This window comes from Nonomuraea sp. NPDC049646 (genome assembly GCF_044465525.1).
Taxonomy (GTDB): domain Bacteria; phylum Actinomycetota; class Actinomycetes; order Streptosporangiales; family Streptosporangiaceae; genus Nonomuraea.
In genome coordinates this window covers 49,357-75,884 of the sequence record NZ_JBITLU010000015.1, presented here as the reverse complement: position 1 = coordinate 75,884, position 26,528 = coordinate 49,357, and the positions used below count along the sequence as shown (strand labels likewise).

At 73.0% G+C, this 26,528-nt stretch carries 27 protein-coding genes; 14 read left to right on the top strand and 13 right to left on the bottom strand.

Annotated elements, in window-relative coordinates:
- Positions 1–58: 58 nt before the first annotated feature.
- Positions 59–613 (bottom strand): TetR/AcrR family transcriptional regulator, encoded by a 555-nt coding sequence (locus ACIBQ8_RS36790; protein WP_397173212.1) that lies wholly within the window; start codon positions 611–613, stop codon positions 59–61.
- A gap of 92 nt (positions 614–705) precedes the next feature.
- Between ACIBQ8_RS36790 and ACIBQ8_RS36785 the strand changes: the two genes are divergently transcribed.
- The 4 genes from ACIBQ8_RS36785 (at position 706) to ACIBQ8_RS36770 (ending at position 4,747) form a co-directional block, all read left to right on the top strand.
- Positions 706–1,620 carry a zinc-binding dehydrogenase gene (locus tag ACIBQ8_RS36785; protein ID WP_397173210.1) on the top strand — a complete coding sequence of 305 codons (915 nt, stop codon included), beginning with the start codon at positions 706–708 and terminating at the stop codon, positions 1,618–1,620.
- 97 nt (positions 1,621–1,717) lie between these two features.
- Positions 1,718–3,247, top strand: a complete 1,530-nt coding sequence (locus ACIBQ8_RS36780; RefSeq protein ID WP_397173208.1) for an amino acid permease — start codon at positions 1,718–1,720, stop codon at positions 3,245–3,247.
- Positions 3,248–3,363: 116 nt separating this feature from the next.
- Complete coding sequence (locus tag ACIBQ8_RS36775) at positions 3,364–4,200, top strand: alpha/beta fold hydrolase (RefSeq protein ID WP_397173206.1); 837 nt, start codon at positions 3,364–3,366, stop codon at positions 4,198–4,200.
- Positions 4,193–4,747: a TetR/AcrR family transcriptional regulator gene (locus tag ACIBQ8_RS36770; RefSeq protein WP_397173204.1), complete on the top strand. Its 555-nt coding sequence runs from the start codon at positions 4,193–4,195 to the stop codon at positions 4,745–4,747. Before ACIBQ8_RS36775 ends, ACIBQ8_RS36770 begins: the two co-directional genes overlap by 8 nt.
- A gap of 4 nt (positions 4,748–4,751) precedes the next feature.
- On the opposite strand, the gene lipB is transcribed toward ACIBQ8_RS36770, so the two are convergent.
- The 4 genes from lipB to ACIBQ8_RS36750 form a co-directional block, all read right to left on the bottom strand.
- Complete coding sequence (lipB, locus tag ACIBQ8_RS36765; protein ID WP_352355707.1) at positions 4,752–5,387, bottom strand: lipoyl(octanoyl) transferase LipB; 636 nt, start codon at positions 5,385–5,387, stop codon at positions 4,752–4,754.
- A gap of 97 nt (positions 5,388–5,484) precedes the next feature.
- On the bottom strand, positions 5,485–5,673 hold the full coding sequence (locus ACIBQ8_RS36760) for a PspC domain-containing protein (RefSeq protein WP_352325923.1): 189 nt from the start codon (positions 5,671–5,673) through the stop codon (positions 5,485–5,487).
- 62 nt (positions 5,674–5,735) lie between these two features.
- A complete protein-coding gene (locus ACIBQ8_RS36755) occupies positions 5,736–6,245 on the bottom strand; it encodes an HAD domain-containing protein (protein WP_397173202.1) in 510 nt (169 codons plus the stop codon).
- A complete protein-coding gene (locus ACIBQ8_RS36750; protein WP_397194365.1) occupies positions 6,242–7,162 on the bottom strand; it encodes an AraC family transcriptional regulator in 921 nt (306 codons plus the stop codon). The genes ACIBQ8_RS36755 and ACIBQ8_RS36750 overlap by 4 nt, the downstream gene beginning before the upstream one ends.
- A 75-nt stretch (positions 7,163–7,237) precedes the next feature.
- On the opposite strand from ACIBQ8_RS36750, the gene ACIBQ8_RS36745 reads away from it, so the two are divergent.
- Positions 7,238–8,050 (top strand): NmrA family NAD(P)-binding protein, encoded by an 813-nt coding sequence (locus tag ACIBQ8_RS36745; RefSeq protein WP_397194364.1) that lies wholly within the window; start codon positions 7,238–7,240, stop codon positions 8,048–8,050.
- Positions 8,051–8,192: 142 nt separating this feature from the next.
- Positions 8,193–9,023, top strand: a complete 831-nt coding sequence (locus ACIBQ8_RS36740; protein ID WP_397173197.1) for an undecaprenyl-diphosphate phosphatase — start codon at positions 8,193–8,195, stop codon at positions 9,021–9,023.
- Here ACIBQ8_RS36740 and ACIBQ8_RS36735 read toward each other — a convergent pair.
- Both ACIBQ8_RS36735 and ACIBQ8_RS36730 read right to left on the bottom strand, forming a co-directional pair.
- Entirely contained in the window at positions 9,020–9,706 is a 687-nt protein-coding gene (locus ACIBQ8_RS36735) for a hypothetical protein (protein ID WP_397173195.1), read from the bottom strand. The genes ACIBQ8_RS36740 and ACIBQ8_RS36735 overlap by 4 nt on opposite strands.
- A gap of 80 nt (positions 9,707–9,786) precedes the next feature.
- A complete protein-coding gene (locus ACIBQ8_RS36730; protein ID WP_397194363.1) occupies positions 9,787–10,752 on the bottom strand; it encodes a hypothetical protein in 966 nt (321 codons plus the stop codon).
- Positions 10,753–10,822: 70 nt separating this feature from the next.
- Here ACIBQ8_RS36730 and ACIBQ8_RS36725 point away from each other — a divergent pair, with 70 nt between their 5' ends.
- Entirely contained in the window at positions 10,823–11,437 is a 615-nt protein-coding gene (locus tag ACIBQ8_RS36725) for a TetR family transcriptional regulator (protein ID WP_397194362.1), read from the top strand.
- On the opposite strand, the gene ACIBQ8_RS36720 is transcribed toward ACIBQ8_RS36725, so the two are convergent.
- Positions 11,386–12,537, bottom strand: coding sequence for an MFS transporter (locus ACIBQ8_RS36720; protein WP_397194361.1), 1,152 nt, complete (start codon positions 12,535–12,537; stop codon positions 11,386–11,388). The genes ACIBQ8_RS36725 and ACIBQ8_RS36720 overlap by 52 nt on opposite strands.
- Before the next feature lie 89 nt (positions 12,538–12,626).
- Here ACIBQ8_RS36720 and ACIBQ8_RS36715 point away from each other — a divergent pair, with 89 nt between their 5' ends.
- From ACIBQ8_RS36715 to ACIBQ8_RS36705, 3 genes are read left to right on the top strand one after another with little or no spacing between them, the layout of a single operon-like run.
- A complete protein-coding gene (locus tag ACIBQ8_RS36715; protein ID WP_397173188.1) occupies positions 12,627–12,944 on the top strand; it encodes an ArsR/SmtB family transcription factor in 318 nt (105 codons plus the stop codon).
- Complete coding sequence (gene hrpB / locus ACIBQ8_RS36710; protein ID WP_397194360.1) at positions 12,931–15,318, top strand: ATP-dependent helicase HrpB; 2,388 nt, start codon at positions 12,931–12,933, stop codon at positions 15,316–15,318. The genes ACIBQ8_RS36715 and hrpB overlap by 14 nt, the downstream gene beginning before the upstream one ends.
- Complete coding sequence (locus tag ACIBQ8_RS36705) at positions 15,315–16,004, top strand: hypothetical protein (RefSeq protein ID WP_397194359.1); 690 nt, start codon at positions 15,315–15,317, stop codon at positions 16,002–16,004. Before hrpB ends, ACIBQ8_RS36705 begins: the two co-directional genes overlap by 4 nt.
- A gap of 14 nt (positions 16,005–16,018) precedes the next feature.
- Here the strand turns inward: ACIBQ8_RS36705 and ACIBQ8_RS36700 are convergent, their stop codons facing one another.
- The gene (locus tag ACIBQ8_RS36700) at positions 16,019–17,197 is read right to left on the bottom strand and encodes a pyridoxal-phosphate dependent enzyme (protein ID WP_397194358.1); all 1,179 of its coding nucleotides are present in this window, start codon (positions 17,195–17,197) and stop codon (positions 16,019–16,021) included.
- 57 nt (positions 17,198–17,254) lie between these two features.
- Between ACIBQ8_RS36700 and ACIBQ8_RS36695 the strand changes: the two genes are divergently transcribed.
- From ACIBQ8_RS36695 to ACIBQ8_RS36685, 3 genes are read left to right on the top strand one after another with little or no spacing between them, the layout of a single operon-like run.
- Positions 17,255–18,085 (top strand): SPFH domain-containing protein, encoded by an 831-nt coding sequence (locus ACIBQ8_RS36695; RefSeq protein ID WP_397173182.1) that lies wholly within the window; start codon positions 17,255–17,257, stop codon positions 18,083–18,085.
- The gene (locus ACIBQ8_RS36690) at positions 18,078–18,251 is read left to right on the top strand and encodes a hypothetical protein (RefSeq protein ID WP_357706347.1); all 174 of its coding nucleotides are present in this window, start codon (positions 18,078–18,080) and stop codon (positions 18,249–18,251) included. The genes ACIBQ8_RS36695 and ACIBQ8_RS36690 overlap by 8 nt, the downstream gene beginning before the upstream one ends.
- A 19-nt stretch (positions 18,252–18,270) precedes the next feature.
- Complete coding sequence (locus ACIBQ8_RS36685) at positions 18,271–19,710, top strand: amidase (protein WP_397194357.1); 1,440 nt, start codon at positions 18,271–18,273, stop codon at positions 19,708–19,710.
- 12 nt (positions 19,711–19,722) lie between these two features.
- Here the strand turns inward: ACIBQ8_RS36685 and ACIBQ8_RS36680 are convergent, their stop codons facing one another.
- The 4 genes from ACIBQ8_RS36680 to ACIBQ8_RS36665 form a co-directional block, all read right to left on the bottom strand.
- Positions 19,723–20,568: an aldehyde dehydrogenase family protein gene (locus ACIBQ8_RS36680; RefSeq protein WP_397194356.1), complete on the bottom strand. Its 846-nt coding sequence runs from the start codon at positions 20,566–20,568 to the stop codon at positions 19,723–19,725.
- 179 nt (positions 20,569–20,747) lie between these two features.
- Positions 20,748–22,193 carry an aldehyde dehydrogenase family protein gene (locus ACIBQ8_RS36675; RefSeq protein ID WP_358289725.1) on the bottom strand — a complete coding sequence of 482 codons (1,446 nt, stop codon included), beginning with the start codon at positions 22,191–22,193 and terminating at the stop codon, positions 20,748–20,750.
- A gap of 84 nt (positions 22,194–22,277) precedes the next feature.
- Positions 22,278–25,133, bottom strand: a complete 2,856-nt coding sequence (locus ACIBQ8_RS36670) for an AAA family ATPase (RefSeq protein ID WP_397173176.1) — start codon at positions 25,131–25,133, stop codon at positions 22,278–22,280.
- A gap of 105 nt (positions 25,134–25,238) precedes the next feature.
- Positions 25,239–25,385 (bottom strand): hypothetical protein, encoded by a 147-nt coding sequence (locus tag ACIBQ8_RS36665; RefSeq protein WP_397173174.1) that lies wholly within the window; start codon positions 25,383–25,385, stop codon positions 25,239–25,241.
- Positions 25,386–25,594: 209 nt separating this feature from the next.
- On the opposite strand from ACIBQ8_RS36665, the gene deoC reads away from it, so the two are divergent.
- A complete protein-coding gene (deoC, locus tag ACIBQ8_RS36660) occupies positions 25,595–26,524 on the top strand; it encodes a deoxyribose-phosphate aldolase (protein ID WP_352355741.1) in 930 nt (309 codons plus the stop codon).
- Positions 26,525–26,528: the final 4 nt, after the last annotated feature.

The following is a 26,528-nucleotide window of genomic DNA, read 5'->3' as shown; positions in this document are numbered from 1 at the left end:
CGGCGGGCGCGGAACAGGGCCTGAAGCGCGAAGCAGAGCCTGCGCGCGGGGCAGGGCCTCAGGTGCGGAGCAGGGCCTCGGCGACGCCGCGCACCGAGGCCCTGAGCCGGTCGGCGCCGCCCTCGGCCATCACGTGCCGGGCGAGGTCGGCGTCGAAGGAGGCCAGCAACGTGTGGGCGGCGAACCCGGCGTCGAGCCCCGGCGCCGCCGCCCCGACCAGCCCCGTCACGTGGGCGTGCCACCGCAGGTAGGTGGGGTCGCGGTATTTGTCGGCCGCGCAGGCCCGTTCGTGCGCGGCGAACAGCGCCAGGTTGCGCTCGGCCAGCCCGGCCAGCTCGTCCAGGAACGCCAGCAGCCGCTCCCGCGGCGGCGTCCCCGGCCCGAGCGGCGAGCCGGGCGACTCGATGGCCTCGGCCAGGGCGGCGGCGCGCTCGGCCAGCAGCTCCTGGAACAGGCCGGTCCTGCTGCCGAAGCGGCGGAACAGCGTGCCCTTGCCCACCCCGGCCGCCGCGGCCACCCGGTCGAGCGAGATGTGCTCGGCGCCGTGGGCGTCCAGGAGCTCTTCGGTGGCCCGCAGGATCGCCTGCCTGTTGCGGGTCGCGTCTGATCGCACCAAGGCCCCTCCTTGCAACCGGACTGTCGGTCCCCATAGTATCCCGGCGATGAAGCGGACCGCCGGTCCGCATGGTTCCGGGAGGATGTCGTATGCGCGCACTGGTGGTCGGCCCGGGGGCCGTGGGACGGCTCGCCGACGTCCCCGAGCCCGTTCCCGAGGCCGGACAGGCACTCGTCGAGGTGCGGCGGACGTCGGTCAACTTCAGCGAGCTGCGGCACATGGACCGCCTGCCGGAGGGCGTCGTGCTCGGCTACGACGCCGCCGGGGTGGTGCTGCGGCCCGCCGCCGACGGCACGGGCCCGGCCGAGGGCGCGCGGGTGGCGGCGTTCGGGGCGGGGGCGTGGGCGGAGCGGGCGGCGTTCGACACCGGCTCGCTCGCCGTGGTGCCCGACGGGGTGGACCTGGCGGTGGCCGCCGCCCTGCCGATGTCCGGCCTGTCGGCCCTGCGCTCCCTGCGCGCCGCCGGCGTCGCCCTCGGGTCGCGCGTCCTCGTGACGGGCGCGTCCGGCTCGGTCGGGCGGCTGGCCGTGCAGCTCGCCAGGCTGGCCGGGGCGCACGTCGTCGCCTCGGTGAGCTCCCCCGCCCGCGCCTCGGCCCTCGGCCCGGACGTGGACGTCGTGACCGCCCTGGACGGCGTGGCCCCCGTGGACGTCGTGATCGAGCTGGTCGGCGGCCCGGCCCTGGTGACCGCCTGGGGCCTGCTCAAGCCGGGCGGCAACCTCCAGAGCGTCGGCTGGGCCGGCGGGCAGCCGGCCGTCTTCCCGCCCGGCTCGACCTTCTCCCTCGGCCCCGCCCGCTCGATGAACTCCTTCGGCGACGTCAGCGCCCCCGGCCCCGACCTGGCCTTCCTGCTCGGCCTCGTGGCCGCCGGCGACCTGACCGTCGAGATCGGCCGCCGCGTGCCGTGGGACCGCCTGGACGAGGCCGCCGCGGCCCAGCTCGACCGCACGGTCACGGGGAAGGTCGTGCTCGACGTCGGCCCGGCGGGAGACGGTCTTTCCTGACCACATCGAAACTCACCTGTCACGCCTTGTCCCTCGGGAAGAAATGGTCTAGACCTAGACCAAACAGAGCGTCCTCCGCGCCCCCCAGGGAGACCTCATGTCACTCGAAGAGGATTCCAGGCGACTCGCCGAGCTCGGCTACAAGCAGGAGCTGGCCCGGACCTGGAGCGGCTTCTCCAACTTCGCGATCTCCTTCTCCATCATCTCGATCCTCGCCGGCTGCTTCACGACCTTCGGGCAGGCCTGGAACAACGGCGGCCCCATCGCCATCTCGTGGGGCTGGCCGCTGATCTCCGCGTTCATCCTGATCATCGGTTTCTGCATGTCGGAGCTGGTCTCGGCGTTCCCGACGGCGGGCGGCATCTACTGGTGGGCCGCCACCATGGGCAAGCCGATCCACGGCTGGTTCACCGGCTGGCTCAACCTGATCGGCCTCATCGCGGTCACCGCGTCGGTCGACTACGGCTGCGCCACGTTCCTCAACATCACGATCAGCCGCCTGACCGGCGGCGCGTGGGAGGGGACGCTCCCCCAGGCGTTCCTGCTGTTCGTGATCATCCTCATCCTGCACGCGCTCATCAACATCTTCAGCCACCGGCTCATCTCGCTGCTGCAGAACATCAGCGTGTGGTGGCACGTCGCGGGCGCGGTCGTCATCGTGGCGATCCTGGTCTTCGCGCCGTCGGAGCACCAGTCGCTCGGCTTCGTGTTCGGCGGCACGATCAACAACTCGGGCTTCGGCGACGGCGACGGCGGCGTGCCCTTCTGGCTGTACGTGCTCCCGCTCGGCTTCCTGCTCACCCAGTACACGATCACCGGGTTCGACGCCTGCGCCCACGTGTCGGAGGAGACGCAGGGCGCGGCCAGGACGGCCGCCCGCGGCCTGTGGCAGTCGATCTTCTACTCGGCGATCGGCGGCTGGATCCTGCTGCTGGCGTTCCTGTTCGCCGCGACGAACGTGGACGAGATCAACAAGCAGTCCGGCTTCGTCGGCGCCATCTTCGAGACCGCGCTCTCCTCCCCGCTGGCCACCGCGATCTTCGCGATCTCCACGATCGGCCAGTTCTTCTGCGGGATGAGCTGCGTGACCTCGATGTCGCGCATGACGTACGCGTTCTCGCGCGACGGCGCGGTGCCCGGCTGGCGGCTGTGGTCGAAGGTGGACCGCAACCGCACGCCGGTCAACGCGATCCTGGCCGGCTGCCTCATCGCGGCCCTGATCACCCTGCCCGCCCTGTACGCCCCGGCCGGCTCGACGACCCCGGTCGCCTTCTACGCCGTCGTGTCGATCGCGGTCATCGGCCTCTACCTGGCGTTCCTCATCCCGATCTGGCTGCGCCTGCGCATGGGCGACGCCTTCCGTCCCGGCCCGTGGACGCTCGGCCGCAAGTACCGGGTGCTGGGCTGGATCGCCTGCGTCGAGATCGTCATCGTGTCGGTCTACTTCGTCATGCCGTTCTCCCCGGCCGGCGTCCCGGGCAACAAGGACTTCACCTGGACGTCGGTCAACTACGCGCCGATCGCGGTCGGCGTCGTGCTGATCGGCATCTGGCTGTGGTGGAGCCTGTCGGCCAGGCACTGGTTCACCGGCCCGCGCCGCACGATCGACGAGGCGCCGATCTCCTGATTTCCACCAGGCGGGCACGGCCGGTCCGGCCGTGCCCGCCGTCTTTCCGGCGCTTGACACCTCTTGGCTAAAGGCTTTAGCTTTAGAGCTATAAGAGTTAGCCGAAGGGGTTGGACATGACCGAGTTCCTGAAGGTCGAGGGCGGGCAGCTCGCCTATGACGTGACCGGCGAAGGGCCGCTGGTGCTGCTGGCGCACGGCATGGGCGACGGGCGGCGGGCCTTCAGGTTCCTGGCGCCGGAGCTGGTGGCGGCGGGTTTCCGGGTGGCGACCACAGACCTGCGCGGCCACGGCGAGTCCAGCGCCGAATGGCCCTCCCACACCCGCACCGACGTCGCGGGCGACCTCCTCGCGCTGGTCCGCCACCTGGGCGGCCCGGCGGTCCTGGTGGGCCACTCGTTCGCGGGCGGGGCCGCCACGATCGCCGCCGCGCAGGCGCCCGAGCTGGTCAGCGCCGTGGTGGAGCTCGGCCCGTTCACCCGGGCGCAGCGGCTCGACGCCGGCGGCCTGCTGCGCGACGCCCGCCACCGCAAGGGCGTCATGCTGCTGCTCGGCGCGGCGATCCTGCGCAGCGTCGGGCTGTGGAAGAAGTACTTCGACCACGCCATGCCCGGCGTCAAGCCCGCCGACCACGCCGAGTACGTCGCGGCGCTCGAAGCCGACCTGCGCCGGCCCGGCCGGATGGCCGCGGTCGCCAGGATGGGCCAGGCCGCCCCCACCGACGCCGGCGCGCGGCTCCCCGACCTGACCCGCGACGTCCTGGTCGTGATGGGCACGCTCGACCCCGACTGGGCCGACCCGCGCGCCGAGGCGGAGGGGATCGTGGCGGCCATGCCCGCCGGGCGCGGCCGGATCGCCATGATCGAGGGCGCCGGCCACTACCCGCATGCCCAGTTCCCGGCGCAGGTGGCCGCCGCGGTGACGTCGTTCGTCAAGGAGCGCGTCCATGCCTAGGGCGGCGTTGTCCCAGGACACGGTCGTCGACCTGGCGGTGCGCGTGGTGGACGAGGGCGGCCCGGAAGCCCTGACGCTCTCGGCCCTGGCGGCCCGCGCCGGGGTCGCGACGCCGTCGCTGTACAAGCACGTGCGCAACCTGGCCGAGCTGCGCGAGCTGCTGTCGGTGCGGATCACCGACGAGATCTCCGACGCGCTGGGCCAGGCGGTGCTGGGCCGTTCGGGCGAGGAGGCCGTCGGCGCGCTCATGGACGCCTGGCGCGCCTACGTCACCCGCCACCCGCACCGCTACGCGGTGGTCATCCAGCAGCCGAACCCCGGCACGCAGGCGGCGGGCGAGCGCCTGGTCGGCATCGTGCTCGCGGCGCTGCGCGGCTACGGGCTGGACGGCTCCGGCGCGATCCACGCGGCCCGCTGCCTGCGCGCGGCGGCGCACGGGTTCGCGGTGCTGGAGGCGTCGGGCGGGTTCGGCCTGCCCGAGCTGCTCGACGACAGCTACGACCTGCTCAAGCACATGGTCGTGGCCGGGCTGGCCACTCCCCGCTGAGCGGTCAGGACGCCTCGAAGGCGGCGGCCACGGCGGGCCGCACGTCCTGCATGGTGATGTCGCCCAGCTCGCGCTTGAGCGAGGTCATGTCCACGTCGGGCATGCCGCAGGCCACCGCCCAGTTCCAGGGCGTGAGGTCGCCGTCGACGTTGAGGGCGAACCCGTGGCTGGTGACGCCCCTGCTCTGGCGCATGCCGATCGAGATGATCTTGCGGCCGGTCGCGGACGTCCAGACGCCGGTCAGCAGCTCCGAGCCCGGCGGGGTGTCCCGCCGCTCGGCGGGCAGGCCGAGCTTGCCGAGGGCCTCGACCAGGCGCAGCTCGACCTCGCGCACGTAGTCGACGATGCCCTCGTCCTCGCCGAGCTTGACGATGAGATAGCCCACGAGCTGGCCGGGGCCGTGGTAGGTGAGCTGCCCGCCGCGCCCGGTCTCCAGCACGGGGATGCCGCGCGCGGGGTCGGGCAGGTGCTCGGCGGGGGTGCGCCGGCCGACGGTGTAGACGGGCGGGTGGCTGAGCAGCCAGAGCGTGTCCGGCCGTTCGTCCCGCTGGCGCTGCCCGACGAGGTCGGTCATGCGCTCCATCGCCGTGTCGTAGTCGACCAGATCGTCCTGGAGAAGTGTCAGCGGCCTTGCCCTCATCCTTCGAGGATAGGACGCCTCCCGGACACCGGCGCACGCACCCCGGGCGCGGTGGCCCGGCGGCCGCGGGCCGCCGGTGCGGCCCGCCGGTCACGCGTCAGTGGGAGTAGCCCCTCGGCTCCTCCGGGACGAGGATCCACATGGCGACGTAGACCACCCACAGCGGCCCGGGGATGAGCGACAGCAGCAGCCAGAGGATGCGGACGAGGGTCGGGGGCAGGCCCATCTTGTCGGCGAGCCCGCCGCAGACGCCGGCCAGAATCCTGTGCTCCCTTGAGCGGTACATGCTGTTCCTCCGTGTCGTGATGACCTACCGGTAAAACGGACAGCAGCGCCGCCGATATCCCGCTAGGGACCCTGAGAAAACCCTGTAAGGGTCAGCCACTCATGAGCCATGCCCAGATGTTCCCTGGTCAGTCCATGCCTGGGATCGACGTGGATCAACAGGAAATTCTCCAGACCCTGATGCACCCTGAGGTACTGCTCGTCCTGCGCCCACACCTGGTCGTCGAACCACACGAACGGCCGCCGCCCGGCGTACGCGGCGACGTGCGGCGTCTTGAACATCTCGCCGTGCTCGGTCCTGGTCCGCTCGGGGCCCATGGTGACGACCGGCAGCGTGGGCAGGCCGATCCTGGGGGAGATCCACTCGTTGGCGTGCTGCTCCCAGGTGGTGGCCCAGACCAGCTCGGCGCCCGTGGTCAGGGCCAGGTCGAGGAGGCGGCGGCCGTGGCGGGGGTTGAGGTGCACGGTGTAGACCTCGGTGCCGATCGTGCAGCGGTAGCGCCGGAAGTCGGGTGTGGGGCGGCCCATCGGGTTGAGCACGCCGTCGACGTCGAGCAGCAGCAGGGGCTTCACCTCGCCGCCCCGGCCCGGTGCGCCTGGGGGCTGACGCCGCGTACGCGCTTGAAGGCCGCGCTCAGCGCGAACGGGCTGCCGTAGCCGACCTTCCTGGCCACCGAGCCGATCGTGGCGTCGGGCTCGCGCAGCAGGTCGGCGGCGAGGGCGAGCCGCCAGTCGGTCAGGAAGGACATCGGCGGCTCCCCCACCAGGTCGGTGAACCGCCTGGCCAGCGCCGCCCTGGAGACCCCCACCTCGGCGGCGAGGGCGGCGACCGTCCAGGGGTGGGCGGGGTTGTTGTGCAACATCCGCATCGCCCTGCCCACGATCGGGTCGCCCATCGCGCGGTACCAGGCGGGCGCCTCGTGCGTGGCGAACCACGACCGCAGCACGGCGATCAGCAGCAGGTCGAGCAGCCGGTCGAGGACCGCGGACTGGCCCGGGTCGTCCTTGACGATCTCGGCGCCGAGCAGCGCGATGACCGGCCCGCCGGGCTGCACGAGGAGCTGGGGCAGCGCGTCGAGCAGGCGCCTGCTGACCTCGCCCTCCAGCGTGTACGTGCCGGTGATCAGCACGGTGCCGCCCGCCGGGTCGTTGCCCCAGGTGCGCACGCCGAGGTCCATCGACTGGTAGAGCGACTCGCCGTCGACGGTGGTGCAGCGCTGGCCGGGGTGGATGACGATCTGCGGCGCGGTGCCGGGGGCGTCGGCCACCACGTACGGCTCCGGCCCCCGCAGGATGGCCACCTGCCCGGGTTCGAGGCGGGCCGGCTCGCCCTTGTCCGGCAGCACCCACGCCTCACCCGACACCAGGGCCACCAGCGTGAGCGGGGCCTCGTCCTGGATGCGCATCGACCACGGCGGGTCGAGGATGGACCGGAGCAGGAAGGCGCTCCGCGCTCTCGGTCCGTCGAGCAATGCCGCGAGCTGATCCATGGGCTAGACGATCGCATATGGCATCGCGCTTCTCAACCATGGAGAGTCTTATGGGTATGACGGCTTACTGGATGCATGACGATTTTGGTTCTGGGCGGAACCGGCAAGACCGGCCGCCGTGTCGCTGACCGGCTCACCTCTCTCGGCCTTCCCGTGCGGATCGGCTCCCGCTCGGCCACGCCGTCCTTCGACTGGGCGGACCGCTCCACCTGGGCCGCCGCGCTCGACGGCGTCGAGTCCGTGTACGTGTCCTACTACCCCGACCTGGCGTTGCCCGGCGCGTACGAGGACGTCCGGGAGCTCACCCGGCTCGCCGCGCAGGCCGGGGTGCGACGGCTGGTGCTGCTGTCGGGCCGGGGCGAGCCGGGCGCGGAGGCGAGCGAGCGGACCGTGCGGGAGTCCGGCCTCGGCTGGACGATCGTGCGCTGCGGCTGGTTCATGCAGAACTTCAGCGAGGGCTTCCTGCTCGACCAGGTGCTCGACGGCGTGCTGGCGATCCCGGTGGCCGACGTGCCCGAGCCGTTCGTGGACGCCGACGACATCGCCAACGTGGCCGTGGCCGCGCTCACCGAGGACGGCCACGCGGGCCGCCTGTACGAGCTGACCGGCCCGAGGCTGCTGACGTTCGCCGACGCGGCGGCCGAGCTGTCGAAGGCCACGGGCCGCACGATCACCTCCGTCCAGGTCACGCCGGAGGAGTACGTGGCCGGGGCGGTGGCGGCGGGCGTGCCGATCGGGGAGGCGGAGGGCCTGACCGGGCTGTTCACCGAGGTGCTCGACGGCCGCAACGCCCGCCTGTCGGACGGCGTCCGGGAGGCGCTGGGCCGTCCGGCCCGCGACTTCGCCGACTATGCCAGGGCCAACGCCGCGGCGTGGGCCGCACGCTGAGCGGGGGCCCCGTCGTGGCGTGGCCGGACCCGGGAGCGGGCCGGCTCTCCCCCGGCCCGCTCAACCTGCTGGGCGGGCAACTGCGCGGCCCCCGTTTCCGCTAACCTCACCCTGGTCACTCCCGTAACCGGAAGGTGTAGTCGTGATCGGCTGGCTCGAAGCGGTGGTGCTGGGGCTCATCCAGGGGCTCACGGAGTTCCTGCCGATCTCCTCCAGCGCCCACATCCGTGTGGTCTCGGCCTTCTTCGGCTGGCAGGACCCGGGGGCGGCCTTCACGGCGGTCATCCAGCTCGGCACCGAGGCCGCGGTGCTCATCTACTTCCGCAAGGAGCTGTGGGAGATCGTCTCCACCTGGGTCCGCTCGTTGTGGGACCGGGAGCTGCGCGGCCACTGGGCGGCCCGCATGGGCTGGTACGTCATCGTCGGCACGCTCCCGATCGGCGTGCTGGGCCTGGTGTTCAAGGACCAGATCGAGACCGTCTTCCGCGACCTGCGCCTGGTGGGCACGACGCTGATCGTCTTCGGCTGCATCCTGTGGTTCGCCGACCGCACCGCGCGCAACAAGCTCACGCTGGAGAAGCACCTCAGCTTCACCCACGCCATCGTCTACGGCTTCGCGCAGGCGCTGGCCCTCATCCCGGGCGTCTCCCGCTCGGGCGGCACGATCACCGCGGGCCTGCTGCTCGACTACCGCCGCGAGGACGCCGCCAAATACTCGTTCCTGCTGGCCATCCCCGCCGTGCTGGCCTCGGGGGCATTCGAGCTGAAGGACATCGGCGAGGGGCAGGCCCCCGCGTGGGGGCCCACCATCCTGGCGACGCTGATCTCGTTCGCCGTCGGCTACGCGGCGGTGGCCTGGTTCCTGAAGTACATCAGCACCCACCGTTTCACCGCGTTCGTGATCTACCGCATCGTGCTGGGCTTCCTGGTCATCCTGGCGGTCACCCTGGGCTGGATCCCGGCCCAGGCCTAGACCGGCACGCCCGTCCGGTCGAGGGCGGGCGAGGGGTAGTAGGCCGCCCAGGCCTCGTCGCCCATGCGCAGCACCTTCAGGCCGGTCCAGCCGAGGCCGGCGACGGGCAGGGCCCAGAACAGCACGGTCACGGGGCCGTACTCGATGGGGAAGGAGACGACGTACCCGACGAAGACGAGCAGCGGCACCCACCAGCCGACGAACCCGGCCCGCCACACGGCGACGGCCAGCAGCGGCAGGCCCAGCACGGCGAAGAACATCCACGGCATCTGGAAGCCGAAGATCACGCCGGGCAGGTTCAGCATCTCGTCGAGGATCTTCTGCGCCTGCTCCGGCGGGTTGTGCCGGCCCAGCCACCACTCGACGGGGTCGATCATCAGCAGGGCCGACGTCGAGATGTAGCCGATGGCCGTCGCGGCCCCGGCGATGTGGCCGAGCACGGTGGCCCTGCGCCTGGTGAGGTGCACCAGGCCGATGGCCGCCAGGCCCATGAGCATCCAGCTCCAGTGGTAGAGCGCCGACTCGGCCTGGGCCAGCGCGGGGTTGTCGCCGTAGCTGACCGCCTCGCGGGAGTCGCCCCACGTGCCGGGGTCGATGACGACGGCCACGAGCTGCAGGAGCGGGGCCGCGATGAGCAACGTGCCCGCCGCGACGCGGCGGAAGGTCACCTGGTTCCTGAACATGGCGGCGACGGTACGTGCCGCCGCCGCCACCCGTCGTCCGCCTGCGGAGCGACCGGAGGTCACCTCCGAGGCGGAGAAGATCAGACGGCCACCGGCGTGCGCGGGGCGGCGGGGGCCGCCTGCGCCCGGCGTCCGGGCAGGGCGAGCAGGACCAGGCCGAGCAGCGCCCACAGGGCCAGCACCCCGATCGGCGTCCACAGGGCGGCCCCGCCGAAGAACACCGTGTTGCGCACCGCCTCGGCGGCCGGGCCCACGGGCAGGACGCGGCCGACGGCGGCGTACCACTCGGGGATGTAACGGGCGCCGAGCGGCCCGCCGCTGGCCGGAAGCCCGATCGGGACGAACAGCAGCGCCGCCACCCCCACCCCCGGCGTGCCGATGACCTTGACCAGCCCGGCGACCACCAGGCCGACCGCCAGCGCGATGCCCGCCGAGACCGCCACCAGCGGGACGAAGCTGCCCGGCAGCGCGCCGAACACCACGTCGGCCAGCCACGCGACGGCCGTGCCCGCCACCAGCGAGCCCACGGCCAGGACGCCCGTCCGCGCCGCCGCGCCCAGGCCCGGCGCGACCCGGGCGAGCAGGACGGCCAGCGCGATCCCCGGCAGGAGCACGCTGAGCACGTAGAACATGCCGGAGATGCCGCCGGCGTCACCGGGCGGCAGCGGGACGGCGTCCTCGACCGTCAGGGCGCGGCCCTGCGCCTGCGCGGCCCCCTGGAAGGCGGCGGTGATCACCGTGGCGCCGGTGCGGCCGCCCGCGCTCGCCACCACCAGCCTGCCCTCCCCCGGCACGAGCACGGCATCCACCTCGCGCTCCAGCAGCGCGGCCCGCGCGGCCGCGGCGGACCCGTACGGGCTCAGCGTGAACGCCCCCGGCCGCCGCCCGTCGATGCCGCTCTGGAGCTGCCGCACCTGCTCGGCGGGCGCGACGACGGCGACGGGCACGCCGTGCGGTTCCGGCGCGTGGAAGGCCCCGAGGAACGACCCGGCGAACACCATCCCGAGCAGCGCGACCCCGACCACGAGGCCAATGATCCTGCGCATTTTCACCACCTGATGAGTTCATCGATGTTGAATTTGAGGGTAGATGAATTCCACGTGGTTGAATAGCCCCATGGCCGAGGAACGCGGAAGACGACCGGGAAACCCGCAGACCAGGCAGGAGATCCTGGAGGCGGCGATGGAGTCCTTCGCCGCCCACGGCTACGGCGGCACCACGATCAGGGCCGTGGCGCGGGCCGCGGGCGTCGATCCGGCGCTGGTGATGCACTTCTTCGGCAGCAAGGACGGCCTGTTCGAGGCAGCGATCAAGGCCAGCATGCCGGTCGCGCTGATGGTCGGCGCCCTCGACGGCGACGCGTCCGGCATCGGCGAGCGCCTGGTGACCCGCTACCTGGAGTTGTGGGAGGACCCCCGGCACGGCCCGCGACTCTCGGCCGTGCTGCACGCGGCCGCCGCCACCCCGGCGACGGCCGCGCTGCTGAAGGAGCTGCTGGGCCGGGAGCTGCTCGCCCCGATCGCCCGCCGGCTGCCCGGCGGGCATCCCGAGGTCCGCGCGCTGCTGGCGGCCTCGCAGCTGCTCGGCCTGGCCATGATCCGCTACCTGCTCAGGCTCGACCCGCTGGCCTCGCTGCCCGCCGGCCAGGTCGCGGCGCTGACCGCGCCCAACGTCCAGCGTTACCTGACGGGCACGCTCTCGCTCGACGAGATCGCCGCCGCCCGCGGGTAGGTCGCCAGGGTGAACAGCAGCGCCGCCACGCCGAGCCCGGTGGCCAGCACGACCACCCCGGCCCTGCCGTAGGCGTCCAGGGCCACGCCGCCCGCGATGCCGGCCGCGAACAGGCCGACGTACTGGGCCGACGACAGCAGGCCGAGCCCGATCGGCACGTTGCCCGGCACCGCGGAGACCGTCCTGAACTGCTGGGCCGGCGCGACCAGCCAGCCGAGCGCGCCCCACAGGAACGCCCAGACCAGCGCGATGGGCAGGGCCAGGTTCGCGACGGGGATCAGCGCCATGAAGACCGTGGAGGCGGCCAGGCCGATCAGCACCATCCTGCGCGGCCCGTAGGCGTCGGTGAGGCGTCCGCCGAGCTGGTTGCCCACGATGCCGCCGAGCCCCCACGCCCACAGCACGGCCGGCAGCGGCAGGTCGAACAGCGACCCGATGTAGGTGTAGGCGGTGAACCCGGCGCCGAACATCAGCAGCTGGGTGACCAGCACCACCAGCACCCGCCGGTCGGCCAGCGGCGCGAACCGCTCGCCGAGCCGTCCCGACACGGCGACCCTGACGTCCGGCACGAGCGCCGCCACCCCGGCGAAGCCGAGCACGCCGAGCCCGACGACCAGCCACAACGTCGCCCGCCAGCCCGAGACCGAGCCCAGCCAGGTGCCCAGCGGCACGCCGACGGCCGAGGAGACGGTCAGCCCGCCCATCACCAGCGCCAGCGCCCGCCCGCGCCGGTCGGGCGAGGTCAGCGCGTTGGCCACGCCGGAGGCGGTCGGGGTGAACATCGCCGCGCCGGCCGCGGCCACCACCCGCGTGGCCATGACCAGCGGGTACGTCGGAGCCAGCGCCGTCAGCACGTTGCCCGCGACGAACACGGCCAGCGCCAGCAGCAGCAGCCGCTTGCGCGACAGGCGGGCGGTGAGCGCGGCCAGCAGCGGGGACAGCACCGCGTACGCCAGGGCGAACACGGTCATGAGCTGCCCGGCGGCGGACGTGGAGATCCCGAGGTCCGCGGAGATGGGGGTGAGCAGCCCGGCGGTGACGAACATGCCAGTACCGATGGCGAAATTTCCGGCAGCAAGGGGATAGAGCCGGGAACTCATGGAACCTCCAGCCAATTAGTTGGACGGACATCAAACTGTCATTACAGTTGGATAGTTGTCAAACAATCAGAGCGAGGTAGGGTTCCACCATGCGCCTGCTACCGCACCCCGCCAAGGAGGACATCCAGCTCACCGAGGTCCTGCGCGCGCTCGCCGACCCCGTCCGGCTGGAGATCGTGGTCCGCCTGGCCACCCTCGGCGAGATGACGTGCACCGCCGCGGGCGACGATCTCGGCGTCCACAAGTCGACGGCGTCCCACCACTACCGCTCGCTGCGCGAGGCCGGCGTGATCGTCTCCAAGCAGGAGGGCCGGCTCAAGTACATCAGCCTGCGCCGCGGCGACCTCGACGAGCGTTTCCCCGGCCTGCTCGACTCCGTGCTGTCGGCCTCGCATGCCCCCGCCTGACCGGCTGCCGATCCACGACGCGCTCCCCGAGCTGCTGGCCACGCTGGAGCGCCACGGCACGGCGGTGCTCACCGCGCCGCCCGGCACCGGCAAGACCACGGTCGTGCCCCTGGCGCTGGCCGAGGCCGGGTTGCGGGTGCTGGTCGCCGAGCCCCGGCGGCTGGCCGTGCGCGCGGCGGCCCGGCGCATGGGCGTCAGCTACACGATCCGCGGCGAGCGGCACACGGGCGCGAACCCCATGGTCGAGGTCGTCACCACCGGCGTGCTGCTCCAGCGGCTCCAGCGCGACCAGGAGCTGGCCGGGGTCGACGCGGTCGTGCTCGACGAGTGCCACGAACGCCATCTCGACGCCGACACCGCCCTGGCGTTCCTGCTCGACGTGCGCGAGACCCTCCGTCCCGACCTGCGACTGCTGGCCACCTCGGCCACCGCCGACGCGGCCCCCTGGTCCCTGCTGATCGGCGGGCCCGTGGTGGCCGCCTCGGGGACGGCCCATCCCGTGGAGACCGTGTGGGCGCCGCCGGAGCGTCCGGTCGCGCCGCCCCACGGCCTGCGCGTCGATCCGGCGCTGCTGTCGCACGTGGCCTCGGTCGTCCGGCGGGCGTACGCCGAGCGCGACGGCGACGTGCTGTGCTTCCTGCCCGGCGTGGGGGAGATCGCCCGGGTCGCGGGGCTGCTGGGCGACCTCGACGTGCTCCAGGTGCACGGCCAGGCGCCGGCCCGCGTCCAGGACGCCGTCCTGTCGCCCGGGGCCGGCCGCCGGGTTGTGCTGGCCACGTCGGTGGCCGAGTCGAGCCTGACGGTGCCGGGCGTCCGCGTGGTGGTGGACTCGGGGCTGGCCCGCGAACCCCGTACCGACCACGCCAGGGGGCTCGGCTCGCTCACCACGGTCCGGGTCTCGAAGGCGTCCGCCGACCAGCGCGCCGGCCGCGCCGGGCGGGAGGCCCCCGGGGCCGTGTACCGCTGCTGGACGGCGGCCGAGCACGAACGCCTGGCCGACCACGCGCGGCCGGAGATCGCGCTGGCCGACCTGACCGGGTTCGCCCTCCAGGCGGCCTGCTGGGGCGAGGCGGAGGCGACCGGCCTGGCCCTCCTCGACCGGCCGCCGCCCGCCGCGATGGCGGCCGCCGTCCGCACCCTTGAGGCGCTGGGCGCGCTGGAGGCCGGCCGGGTGACCGGTCGCGGGCGGCGCATGGCGCTCGCCGGCGTGCACCCCCGCCTGGCCAGGGCGCTGCTCGACCTCGGCCCGCGGGCCGCCGAGGTGGTCGCGCTGCTGTCGGAGCAACTGCCCAGGGATGCGGGCGACGACCTCGCCGAGGTCTGGCGTGCGGCCCGCAGGGGCGGCACCGGCTTCGCGGCCCGCTGGCGTCAGGAGACCAGGCGCCTGGCCCGCGCCGCCGGCCAGGGGCCGGACGTGCGGGAGGTGGGTGACGACGCGCTGGCCGGGATGGCGGTGGCGCTGGCGTTCCCGGAACGGGTGGCGCGGCGGCGCGGCGGCGGCTATCTCATGGCGTCGGGCACGCAGGCCCAGCTCGCCGACGGCTCCAGGCTGTCCACCGCGCCGTGGCTGGCGATCGCCGTCGCCGACCGGCCCACGGGCTCGGCCTCGGCCCGCGTGCGCCAGGCCGTGGTGATCGACGAGGAGATCGCCAGGCTGGCCCTGCCGGTCACGGTCGAGGAAGAGGTCGCCTGGCGGGTGCCGCCGGGCGAGCGGCGCGGCGACGTGTCCGCCCGCGTGGTCGAGCGCCTGGGCGCGATCGAGCTGTCGGCCACCCCGCTCAAGGACGCCGACGTGCGCCCCGCCATCCTGCACGGCCTGCGCACCGAAGACCTGCTGACCTGGACGCGGCAGGCGAAGGACCTCAAGGACCGCCTGACCTTCGCCCACCGCGCGATCGGCCCCCCGTGGCCCGCCACCGACGACCTGATCGCCCTGGCCGACCAGTGGCTGGAGCCGGAGCTGTCCAGGGCCCGCCGCCGCGCCGACGTCGAACGCATCGACGTGGCCGCCGCCCTGCGCCGCCTGATCCCGTGGAGCGAACGCCTGGAGAACGTGGCCCCCGAACGCGTCGAGGTGCCCAGCGGGTCGCAGATCAGGATCGACTACTCCGGCGAGCAGCCGGTGCTGGCGGTGAAGCTCCAGGAGCTGTTCGGCTGGGAGGAGACGCCGCGGATCGCCGGCGTCCCCCTGCTGGTCCACCTGCTCTCCCCGGCGGGCCGTCCGGTGGCGGTGACCGCCGACCTGGCCTCGTTCTGGCGCGAGGGCTACCGGTCCGTACGGGCCGAGATGCGGGGCCGCTACCCTAAGCACCCATGGCCGGAGGATCCGCTCACCGCGCCGCCGACCCGCCGCGTCAACCGGAGCAGAACGTGATCGAAGAAGCCGTACGCGACAACGCCGCCTGGTGCGACACGATGTGCCGGGCGCACGGCCGTCCCGGCGTCTTCGGGCCGCTCGCCTGGACCAACCCGGCCAGGACGCCCGTCCTGTACCCCGACGCCGTCACGCTCTCCCCCGACGCCGGGCCGGCCGACGTGCTCGGCCACATCGACGCGGGCTCGGGCGCCTCGGTCAAGGACAGCTTCGGCACGCTCGACCTGCCGGGCTTCGACGTGCTGTTCACCGCCCAGTGGATCGCCCGGCCCGCGCCCGGCGCGCCCGCGCGTCCCCTCAGGGCGGCCACCGGCGACCCGATCGTGTGGGAGACGGCCACCGACCCCAGGGCGCTGGCCGAATGGGCGCAGGCGTGCTTCTCCGGCGGCGCGCCCGGCCTGTTCCCGCCCGCGCTGCTCGACGAGCCGCAGGTGCGGCTGGTGTGCGGCCGCATCGGCGGCGAAGTGGTCTGCGGCGCGGCGCTCAACGCGAGCGGCCCGGTGACGGGCGTCTCGAACGTCTTCGCCTCGGGCTGCGACGAGTCCGCCGCCTGGGAGGGCACGGTGGCGATGGCGGCCGAGCTGTTCCCCGGCCGTCCGCTGGTCGGCTACGAGAGCGACCCGTCGGCCGCCCTCGCGCACGGCTTCGCCACCCTCGGCCCCCTCCGCATCCTGCTCAAGCCCTGACAGACCGGGCGCGGTCAGTCCGTCAGGTCGGCCACCGTCAGGCCGGCGCGCACCGGATGGACCTCCTCGCCGACGCCCATGTCCTTGAACCCGCTCGACGTGCCCACGCACACCACCGGCCCGTCGAAGTCCCGGCGCAGCTTCCGGTAGCCCGCCAGGCCCGCCGCCCCCGACAGCTCCTGCCAGACGCCCTGCCGCGCCAGGTCCCGCTGGGCGGCGCGCATCTCGTCGTCCGTCACGAGCACCGCCGCGCCGCCGCTGTCGCGGACCGCCAGCACGCCCCGGTGGCCGCCGACCGACCCGGCGATCCCGTACGCCCGGCTGGCCCCCAGCTCGACGACCGCCGCCGGTGAGCCCTCGGCCAGGGCCCGCGCGTTGGGGCCGCCCGCGGCCGGCTCGCAGGAGAACATCCGCGGCACGTCCCCGGTCAGCCCGAGCAGCCGCAGCTCGGTGAAGCCCTTCCACGTCCCGAACAGCAGCTCGGCGTACCCGGTGGGCGCGAAGACCGCCGCGGGCACCCGTCCGAGCTGCAGGAACAGCTCGTACGCGATCGTCTTGTACCCCTCGGGGCCGTACGGGTGGCCGGTGTGGGTCACGGTCTGGTTGCTGACCGGGTGGTAGCCCAGCCGGTCCACGACCTCCCGCAGCAGCGGCCACCGCTCCTCCGCCGGCACGGAGAACACCTTGGCCCCGTACGCCCGCACGAACGCCTGGACGCCGGCCGGCGAGTCCGCCGAGGCCAGCACGATGGCGGGCAGCCCGGCGCGGGCGGCGTACGCGGCGGCCGAGGCCCCGTGGTTGCCGGACGAGGCCACCACCACCCCGGCCGCTCCCTCAGCGAGCGCCGCGCTGACCGCCACCCGGTTGAGCCGGTCCTTGTGCGACCAGGTCGGGTTCTGGGACTCGTCCTTGAGGTAGATCCCGTCGAACTCCAGCAGCGGCGTCCCGCCCTCGCCCAGCGTCGGCGCCTCCAGGGACGGCAGCAGCGGCGACCACCGCGCGATGTCCGCCCCCGGCTCCTGGTCGAACAGGCCCTTGTCGACGCCCGCGTAGTCGTAGACGACCTCGACCGGGTAGGCGATCTCGGCGGTGCTGGTGCGCGGGCAGCCCCTCGTGAGCGGCGGGGTCAGCGGGAACTCGATCGAAGGGTCGCCCAGCGAGCGCTGGCGGATGGCAAGCGAAGATCCGTTCACGCGCATGGAGCTTATATGGCTATCATGGTGATATCACTTCGATAGCAAGGAGTCGCGATGGAACGTCGTGCTTTCCGGGTCAACGGATTCCTCGTCCTGCTTGTCCTCCTCCTGCTGGGCGGCGGCGCGGCGCTGGTCTCGATCGAGACGCTCGGCATAGCCTGGATCGTGCTCTTCGTGCTCGTGGCCTCCGGCTTCACCGTGGTCAACCCCAACGAGGCCAAGGTGGTCCAGTTCCTCGGCCGTTACGTCGGCACGGTCAACGTGGCGGGGCTGCAGTGGGTGACGCCGTTCACCACCAAGCGCCGCATCAGCCTCCGGGTGCGCAACTTCGAGACCGCCAAGCTCAAGGTCAACGACGCCGACGGCAACCCGGTCGAGATCGCCGCGGTGGTGGTCTACAAGGTCACCGACACGGCCAAGGCCGCCTTCTCCGTCGACGACTACGAGGAGTACATCGCGATCCAGTCCGAGGCCGCCGTGCGCCACCTCGCGACCACCCACCCGTACGACTCGCACGAGCCCGAGCGCACCAGCCTGCGCGACGGCGCCGAGGTCGCCGGCGAGCTGACCGCCGAGCTGCGCGAGCGCACCGAGCTGGCCGGCATCGAGATCCTTGAGGCCCGCATCACCCACCTGGCCTACGCGCCGGAGATCGCCCAGGCCATGCTGGTGCGCCAGCAGGCCAGCCAGGTGGTGGCCGCCCGCACCAGGATCGTCGAGGGCGCGGTCGGCATGGTCCAGCTCGCGCTCGACCGGCTGGCGGCCGAGGGGGTCGTGGAGCTCGACGAGGAGCGCAAGGCCCAGATGGTCTCCAACCTCCTGGTCGTCCTGTGCGGCGACCGGGCGACCCAGCCGGTGGTGAACGCCGGCAGTCTGTATGCCTGAGCGCAAGAAGCTCCTGCTCCGCCTCGACCCGGCCGTCTACGACGCCATCGCCAAGTGGGCGGCCGACGATCTGCGCAGCATCAACGCGCAGATCGAGTTCGCGCTGCGGCTGGCGCTGAAGGAGGCCGGGCGGGAGCCGGGCAGGAGCTCTCGCAAGGAAGAGTGAAAACCTGCACACTCTAGACATGTTGTGGGCAGGCAGGACCGCCATCGAGATCGCGGCGGCCGTCCGGCGCGGCGACGTCACGGCCACGGCCGTCCTGGAGGAGCATCTTCACCGCATCTCCGAGCGGGATTCCCGGGTCGGCGCCTTCCGGCTGGTCAGGAAGCAGGCGATGGACGAGGCGCGGGCCGTGGACGCCCGCCGCGACCTGGCCGACCTGCCGCTCGCCGGGGTGCCGGTGGCGGTCAAGGACAACCTGGAGGTGGCCGGCGAGCCCACCCGCGGCGGCTCGGCGGCCACGTCCGGCGCGCCCGCCCGGGAGGACCATCCGGCCGTGGCCCGCCTGCGCGCGGCGGGCGCGGTGGTGGTCGGGCTGACCAACCTGCCGGAGCTGGGGCTGGTCGGGTTCGGCGACAGCCCGTACGGCGTCGTGCGCAACCCCTGGAACCTCGCCCGCACCGCCGGCGGCTCGTCCTCGGGCAGCGCGGCGGCGGTGGCGGCCGGGATGGTGCCGATCGCGCTCGGCAACGACGGCATGGGGTCGCTGCGCATCCCGGGCGCCTGCTGCGGCGTGCTGGCCGTCAAGCCGGGCACGGGCCTGGTCCCGCCGCCCGCCGACGACTGGGACGGGCTCACCGAGAACGGCCCGCTGGCCACGACCGCCGCCGACCTGTCGCTCGCGCTGTCCGTCCTGGCCGCCGACCCGGCGCTGGCCGAGGCGTGGCGTACCGGCCGCCGGGTCGAGCCGAAGCCGCGCATGCTGCGCTCGGTCTGGGCCGACGACGACGAGGTGTGGGAGCCGCAGCCGCCGCAGGACAGCCCGGAGCCGTTCGACCTGCGGGTGGCCTACGCCCCCCAGCCGCTGCCGCCGGGCCTGCCCGTGGACCGGGAGTTCCAGGCGGCGGTGCGAGCGGCCGCCGAGACGTTGCGGCACGCCGGGCACACCGTGGTCGAGCATCCGCACCGCCTGCCCGCCTGGCTCGGCCCCGCCGGGGTGGCCACCTGGCTCGGCCGGGCCGCCGCCGCGGCGGACGGTCTCGATCCGCACGACCTGGAACGCCGTACCCGCGCGCTGGCCCGCGCCGGCCGCGTGCTCACCAGGATCGGCCTGGACGGCCGGCGCGGCCGCGAACGCTGGAGCGGCTACGGCGCCGACACCTGGTTCGGCGACGCCGACGTGATGATCACGCCGGCGCTCGCCGCCCTGCCGCCGCGCGCCGACCGCTGGGGCGGGCGCGGCCTCCTGCCCAACCTGCTGGCCAACGTCAGGTACGCGCCCACCACGGGCCCGTGGAACCTGTGCGGCTGGCCCGCGATGGCCGTGCCGGTCGCCACGCACTCCAGCGCGCTGCCGATCGGCGTGCAGCTCGTGGCGCCGCCGGGCGGCGAGCCGCACCTGCTGGCCCTGGCCGCCCAGCTCCAGGCGGCCCACCCGCCGCTACGCCCGCCCGGCTTCTCCTGACCGCCCGTTCTCCTAGACGCCTGCCGGGTGCCAGACGGTCTTGGTCTCCAGGAACCGCGTCATCCGCCCGAGCCCCGGGTCGGCCGTCCAGTCCTCGCGCACGGGACGCAGCACGCGCTTGAGGTTCTCGGCCGCCTCCTGCTCGCAGCGCAGCGCCAGGTCGGCGTCCTCGACCCCGGTGAGGTCGAGGGCGTTGACGTCCATGTGCGTGGCCAGCCAGGGCGCCAGCTCGGCCTGGCGGCCGGTCAGGATGTTGACCACCCCGCCCGGCAGGTCGGACGTGGCCAGCACCTCGGCCAGCGTGATCGAGGCGAGCGGCGCGGGCTCGGAGGCCACCACGACGCACGTGTTGCCGGTGACGATCACCGGCGCGACCACGGACACCAGCCCGAGCAGCGGATCGGCGGGCGCGACCACGGCCACGACCCCGGTCGGCTCCGGCGAGGACAGGTTGAAGTACGGCCCCGCCACCGGGTTCGCCGACCCGCGCACCGCCGTGATCTTGTCGGACCAGCCCGCGTACCAGACCAGCCGGTCGACCGCCGCGTCCACCGACTCCAGGGCGGCCTTCTTGCCCAGGCCCAGCTCCTCGGCGAACTGCCCGCGCCGCCCCTCCAGCATCTCGGCGACGCGGTAGAGGATCTGCCCCCGGTTGTAGGGGGTCGCGCCGGACCAGCCGGGGAACGCCTTGCGCGCGGCCACCACGGCGTCGCGCGCGTCCTTGCGCGAGGCGCGCGAGGCGTTGGCGAGGAAGTCGCCCTTGGGCGAGGTCACGGGATAGGACCTCCCACTCTCCGAGCGCGGGAAGGCCCCGCCGATGTACAGCTTGTAGGTCTTTCTGACGGACAACCTACTCATCGCCCCGACCTCTCCACGTGGACTCCTGCGACGTCTGGACCGGGGCGAACACCTGGCCGCACCTGCTGACGCCGCAGCGGTGGGCGTACCAGCCGACGCGTACGGGGCGGCCGGCGCGGGCGAAGGCGTGCCCGCGGGTGGCCTGGGCACGCCGCCCGGACCGCCCGGCACGGCGATGATCACACGTCAAGGTAGGCCTCCAGCCCCGCGAGCCCGCCCTCACGCCCGTACCCCGACTCCTTGTAGCCGCCGAACGGCGAGGTGGGGTCGAACTTGTTGAACGTGTTGGCCCAGACGACCCCGGCCCGCAGCCGGTCGGCCATCCACAGGATGCGCGAGCCCTTCTCGGTCCAGACCCCGGCCGACAGCCCGTACGGGGTGTTGTTGGCCTTCTCCACGGCCTCGGCCGGGGTGCGGAAGGTCAGCACGGACAGCACCGGCCCGAAGATCTCCTCCCGGGCGATCCGGTGGGACTGGGCGACCCCGGTGAACAGGGTGGGCGGGAACCAGTAGCCCCGCTCGGGCAGCTCGCACGCGGGCGACCAGCGCTCGGCGCCCTCGTCGGCCCCGGCCTCGGACAGCTCGCGGATCTTGGCGAGCTGCTCGGCCGAGTTGATCGCGCCGATGTCGGTGTTCTTGTCGAGCGGGTCGCCGAGCCGCAGCGTGCCGAGCCGCCGCTTGAGCGACTCCAGCAGCTCGTCGTGGACGGACTCCTGCACCAGCAGCCGCGAGCCCGCGCAGCAGACGTGGCCCTGGTTGAAGAAGATGCCGTTGACGATGCCCTCGACCGCCTGGTCGACGGCGGCGTCCTCGAACACGATGTTCGCGGCCTTGCCGCCGAGCTCCAGGGTGAGCTTCTTGTCGGTGCCCGCGACCGCGCGGGCGATGATCCGGCCGACCTCGGTCGAGCCGGTGAAGGCCACCTTGTTCACGTCGGGGTGGGCCACCAGGGCGGCGCCGGTGTCGCCCGCGCCGGTCACGATGTTGACCACGCCGGGCGGCAGCTCGGCCTGCTGACAGATCTCCGCGAACAGCAGCGCGGTCAGCGGGGTCGTCTCGGCGGGCTTGAGCACCACCGTGTTGCCGCAGGCCAGCGCGGGAGCGATCTTCCAGGCCAGCATGAGCAGCGGGAAGTTCCACGGGATGACCTGCCCGGCCACGCCGAGCGGCTTGGTGCCACTGTGCCCGTCTGTCGTCCTCCGGCCGAACCCGGCGTAGGCCAGCTTGTCGGCCCAGCCCGCGTAGTAGAAGAAGTGGGCCGCGACCAGCGGCAGGTCGACGTCGCGCGACTCGCGGATGGGCTTGCCGTTGTCGAGGGACTCCAGGACGGCCAGCTCGCGGGCCCGCTCCTGGATCAGGCGCGCGATGCGGAACAGGTACTTGGCCCGCTCGGCGCCCGGCAGGGCGCTCCACACGCCGAACGCCTTGCGCGCCGCCTGCACGGCCCGGTCGACGTCGTCGGAGGAGGCCGAGGCGACTTCCGCCAGCTTCTCCTCCGTCGCCGGGTTGACCGTCTTGAAGGGGGAGCCGGAGCCGTCCACGAACTCACCGTTGATGAACAACCCGTACGACGGCTTGAGATCGACAATGTCGCGCGACTCTGGCGCGGGTGCGTAGTCGAACATCGCCATCACGCCAGGGTGAGGTATAGGGACATCACCTTGCCAGCGTAGACGGTCGGTCCGAGTGCTCAGAGGGGCACGGAGCTCCTAGGACAGGAGTGACAGCCGGTGCGCCGCCGCGGCGGCCTCTCCGCGCGTGGTGACACCCAGCTTGGCCAGGATGTTCGAGACGTGCACGCTGACGGTTTTCGCCGAGATGAACAGTTCGGCGGCGATGTCGCGATTGGTGCGGCCCTGGGTCACCAGGCGCAGCACCTCCAGCTCGCGCGGCGTCAGCAGCTCCGACGGCGTCTCCTGGGCCTGCGGGCCGCCGCCCACGCGGCGCGACAGCGCCTCGATCTCCTCGGCGAGGGGGGTGGCGCGCAGCGCGGCGGCGAGCGGACGCGCCTGCCGGAGCCTGGACGCCGCGCCCTCCCTGTCGCCGCTCCTGGCCGCGACGCCGGCCGCCCGCAGCAGGGCCTTGGCCTGGTTGTGCGGACGCATCAGCCGCTCCCACGCCGCCGCCGAGGCGTCGAAGTCACCGCTGTAGGACAGCCGGTACGCCTCCGCCACCGGCCCGCTGATCGTCAGCTCGGCCGCCACTTCCGCGGCGTGCGCCCGTACCGCGGCGGTGCGGCCGGGTTCGAGGTCCTCCGCCGCGTCGCAGACCGTGCGCAGCAGGGACAGCAGCCGCCAGCCCAGCATGGCCTTGCTCGGCAGCCTCGGATGCGACAGCGCCCGCTCGGCCACCGCCAGCGCCGCCCACGGCTCGCCCTTGAGCAGGTGCCAGCCGATGTGCAGGCGCGCGTTGCTGATCACGTCCTGGACGAAGTCCTCGGGGCGGTCCTTCAGCACGCCGATCTCCGACAGGATGCCCTCGACGCGCTGCAGGTCGCCCCTGGCCAGCCCGATGTCGGCCCGGACGCGCAGCAGCGCGTACTGGGTGCGCAGGACGGGCCCGTAGTTGAGCGCGCTGTCCACGAGGTCGAGCGCCTCGTCCCAGCGGCCGAGCGACTCCAGCGCCTCGGCCCAGTTGTTGAGGATGAACAGCCCGCTGCCGCGCAGCCTGCCGTACTTCTTGGCGTACTCCCAGCCCTCCTCCGACAGGCGCAGGGCCTCCTCGGCGCGGCCCATGTCGATGAGGGAGTCGATGTTGTTGCCGATCGCCCTGATGATGATGCGGCCCGAGCCCTCGGCCTTGCCGATGCCCCTCGCCTGCTCGTTGACGGCGATGACCCGGTCGAGCTCGCCTCTCATCGAGTGGCCGAGCGCCAGGTTCATCAGCAGGTCGCCTTCGAGGCACTTGTCGCCGGACCGCCTGACCAGGTCGAGGCCCTCGTGGATCAGCTCCTCGCCCTCGGCCACCTGGCCGCGGAGCATGAGCTGCCTGCTCAGCGGCATGACGACCTCCGCGCGCACCGGGCCGGGGTCGGGCACCAGCCGCAGGGCGTGCCGGAGCAGCTCGATCACGCCCATCTGCCCCTTGGACGCCTTGAACGACGCCTGCCGCACGATGAGCTGGGCCACCCGGCCCGGCTCCTTGGTCTCGTCCAGCTCGGCGAGGGCGGCCTTGACGAACTTGACGCCCTTGTCCACCTCGCCGCCGGCGTTCGCGGCCTCGGAGGCGCGTTCGAGCACGGCGGTGTGGTCGACGCCGATGCGCCGGGCGGCGTCGGGGACCCGGTCCCAGAGCATGAGCACGCGTTCCAGCAGCGGCACCGCCTCGGTGTAGGCGTACGCCTTGAACGACTTCTGCGCGGCCTCCCAGGCCGACACCAGGGCCCAGAGGTCGTTGCGGGCGCCGTACCAGTGGTGGGCCAGCTCGACGGCGGCGCGGCCGGGCGGGACGAGCGAGCGGTCCTTGGAGATCTCCTCGGCGTACCGGGAGTGCAGGCGCTGATGCTCGCCCGGCAGCAGCTCCTCGTGCACGGCCTCCTGGATCAGCGCGTGCCGGAAGACGTAGGCGCGGTTGTCGGCGATCTGCAGCACGTTCCCGGCGATGGCGGGACGCAGAGCCGCCTCAAGCTCGATCTCGGACAGCCCGCTGACGGCGGCCAGCAGCGCGTGGCCGACCCGGTTGCCGCCGGCCGCGGCCATGCGCAGGACGCGCTGGGTGTCCTCGGGCAGCCGTTCGACGGCGCTGAGGATGAGGTCCTGCATCGACTCGGGGAACGTGCAGTCCTCGCCGCCGTCGAGCAGCGCCTCCACGAACAGCGGGATGCCCTCGCTGCGTTCGTATACTTTCTGGACCTTCACATATTCCGGCGCGGCGCCGAGGATGCCGGCCATCTGCGCGGCCACCTCGTCGCGCGACAGGCGGGGCAGGTCCAGGCGGTGGACGCCGTTCACCCGGCCGAGCTCGGCCAGCACGGGGCGGAGCGGATGCTGCCGGTGCAGGTCGTCGGAGCGGTAGGTCATGACGATGAGCACCTGCGGCGCGTGCAGGTTACGGCTGAGGAACGCGATCAGGTCGCGGCTGGAGCGGTCGGCCCAGTGGATGTCCTCGATGACGAGGACCGTGGGGCGGCTGTCCGCGAGGCGTTCGAGAAGGGTGAGGAACTGCTCGAAGAGGCGGGCGCGGCCCGTTTCGGTCTCCCCGTCGCCGCTGGGCTCGCCGAACTCCGGCAGCAGCCTGGCCAGGTCCCGCTGGGCGCCCTCGGGCAGCAGCGCGGCCACCGCGGCGGGGCCCTGCTCCCTGACGAGCTGCCTGAGCGCGGCGGTGAAGGGCGCGTAGGCAAGACCCTCGGCCGACAGCTCCACACAGCCGCCGACCAGCACCTGCGCGCCGTCGGCCGCGCAGGTCTCGGCGAAGCGCTGCACGAGCCGGCTCTTGCCGACCCCAGCCTCCCCGCCCATGAGCACGGCCGTCACCGTGCCCTTACGTGCCTCGTCGAAGCTCTCTGCGAGAGCGGCGAGCTCCTCCGCCCGCCCGACGAAGACGGGACTCACCGAACGTCCCAGCATGTCGTTCAGCATGCCATGCCCTATCAATCAGTTTCGACGGGGTTTAGGGGGGTTCAGAGGCCCGGCCGCCACTACTGACGACGCGGCCGGGCACTCTGGGGGCGGTCATGACGAACGGCGCTTGCCGAAGACCGAGCGACGCTCGGCCTTGTTTCCCTTCATGGCCTCGCGTACTCGGCGGTGCTCGGCGGCGGCCTGCCGGAGCTCGCTGGCGTGGGACTTCATGAGCTCGTACTCGAGTTCGGGGTTCATCGTGTTCTCCTGAACATTTGCTGCTTTTCCCTGACATCTTCAATGTTCGGCCTAAGGCCCGGCCTGCCACATCGGGTGGATGACCTATCTGCCGGCGTACGCGGGGCCGGACATACCTAGGGCAGGGCCCGCCCCGCCTTAGGCGGCGTTCCCGTCCGTCCGGTTTGGAGGTAGTGGCCCTGGTCGGCGATGCTGTGAAGGTGTCAACTGTGACTACCTCGCTCGCGGACGTCGCCTCGTCCCACGCGACGCTGCGCGCCTTCCTGCACGGCCTTCCCGGAGTCGACCGGGTGGGCGCCGACCAGCGGGCGGCCATGCTCGGCACCCGATCCATCAAGACCACGGCCAAGGCCCAGGCCATCGACCTGGCCATCTCCATGGTCGACCTGACGACGCTCGAAGGCGCCGACACGGCGGGCAAGGTGCGGGCCATGTGCACCAAGGCCGTGCACCCGGGCGGCGGCGCCCCCAAGGTGGCGGCGGTCTGCGTCTATCCCGACATGGTGGAGGTGGCCGTCCGGGCGGTGGCCGGGTCGGGGGTCAAGGTGGCCTCGGTCGCCACCGCGTTCCCCAGCGGGCGCTCCTCGCTGGAGGTCAAGGTGAGCGACACCGCGCTGGCCGTGGCCGCGGGCGCCGACGAGATCGACATGGTGATCGACCGCGGCGCGTTCCTGTCCGGCGACTACATGAAGGTCCACGACGAGATCGTCGCGGTCAAAGCCGCCTGCGGCGCCGCGCACCTGAAGGTGATCCTGGAGACGGGCGAGCTGGCGACCTACGACAACGTGCGCCGGGCGTCCTGGCTGGCCATGATCGCGGGCGCCGACTTCATCAAGACCTCCACCGGCAAGGTGTCCCCCGCGGCCACGCTGCCGGTGACCCTGATCATGCTGGAGGCGGTGCGCGACTTCCGCGACACCACCGGCCGCCAGGTGGGCGTGAAGCCGGCCGGCGGCATCCGCACGACCAAAGACGCCATCAAGAACCTGGTGCTGGTCAACGAGACGGCGGGCGACGACTGGCTCTCCCCCGACTGGTTCAGGCTGGGCGCGTCCTCGCTGCTCAACGACCTGCTCATGCAGCGCCAGAAGCTCGCCACCGGCCGTTACGCCGGCCCCGACTACTTCACCCTCGACTGACGGC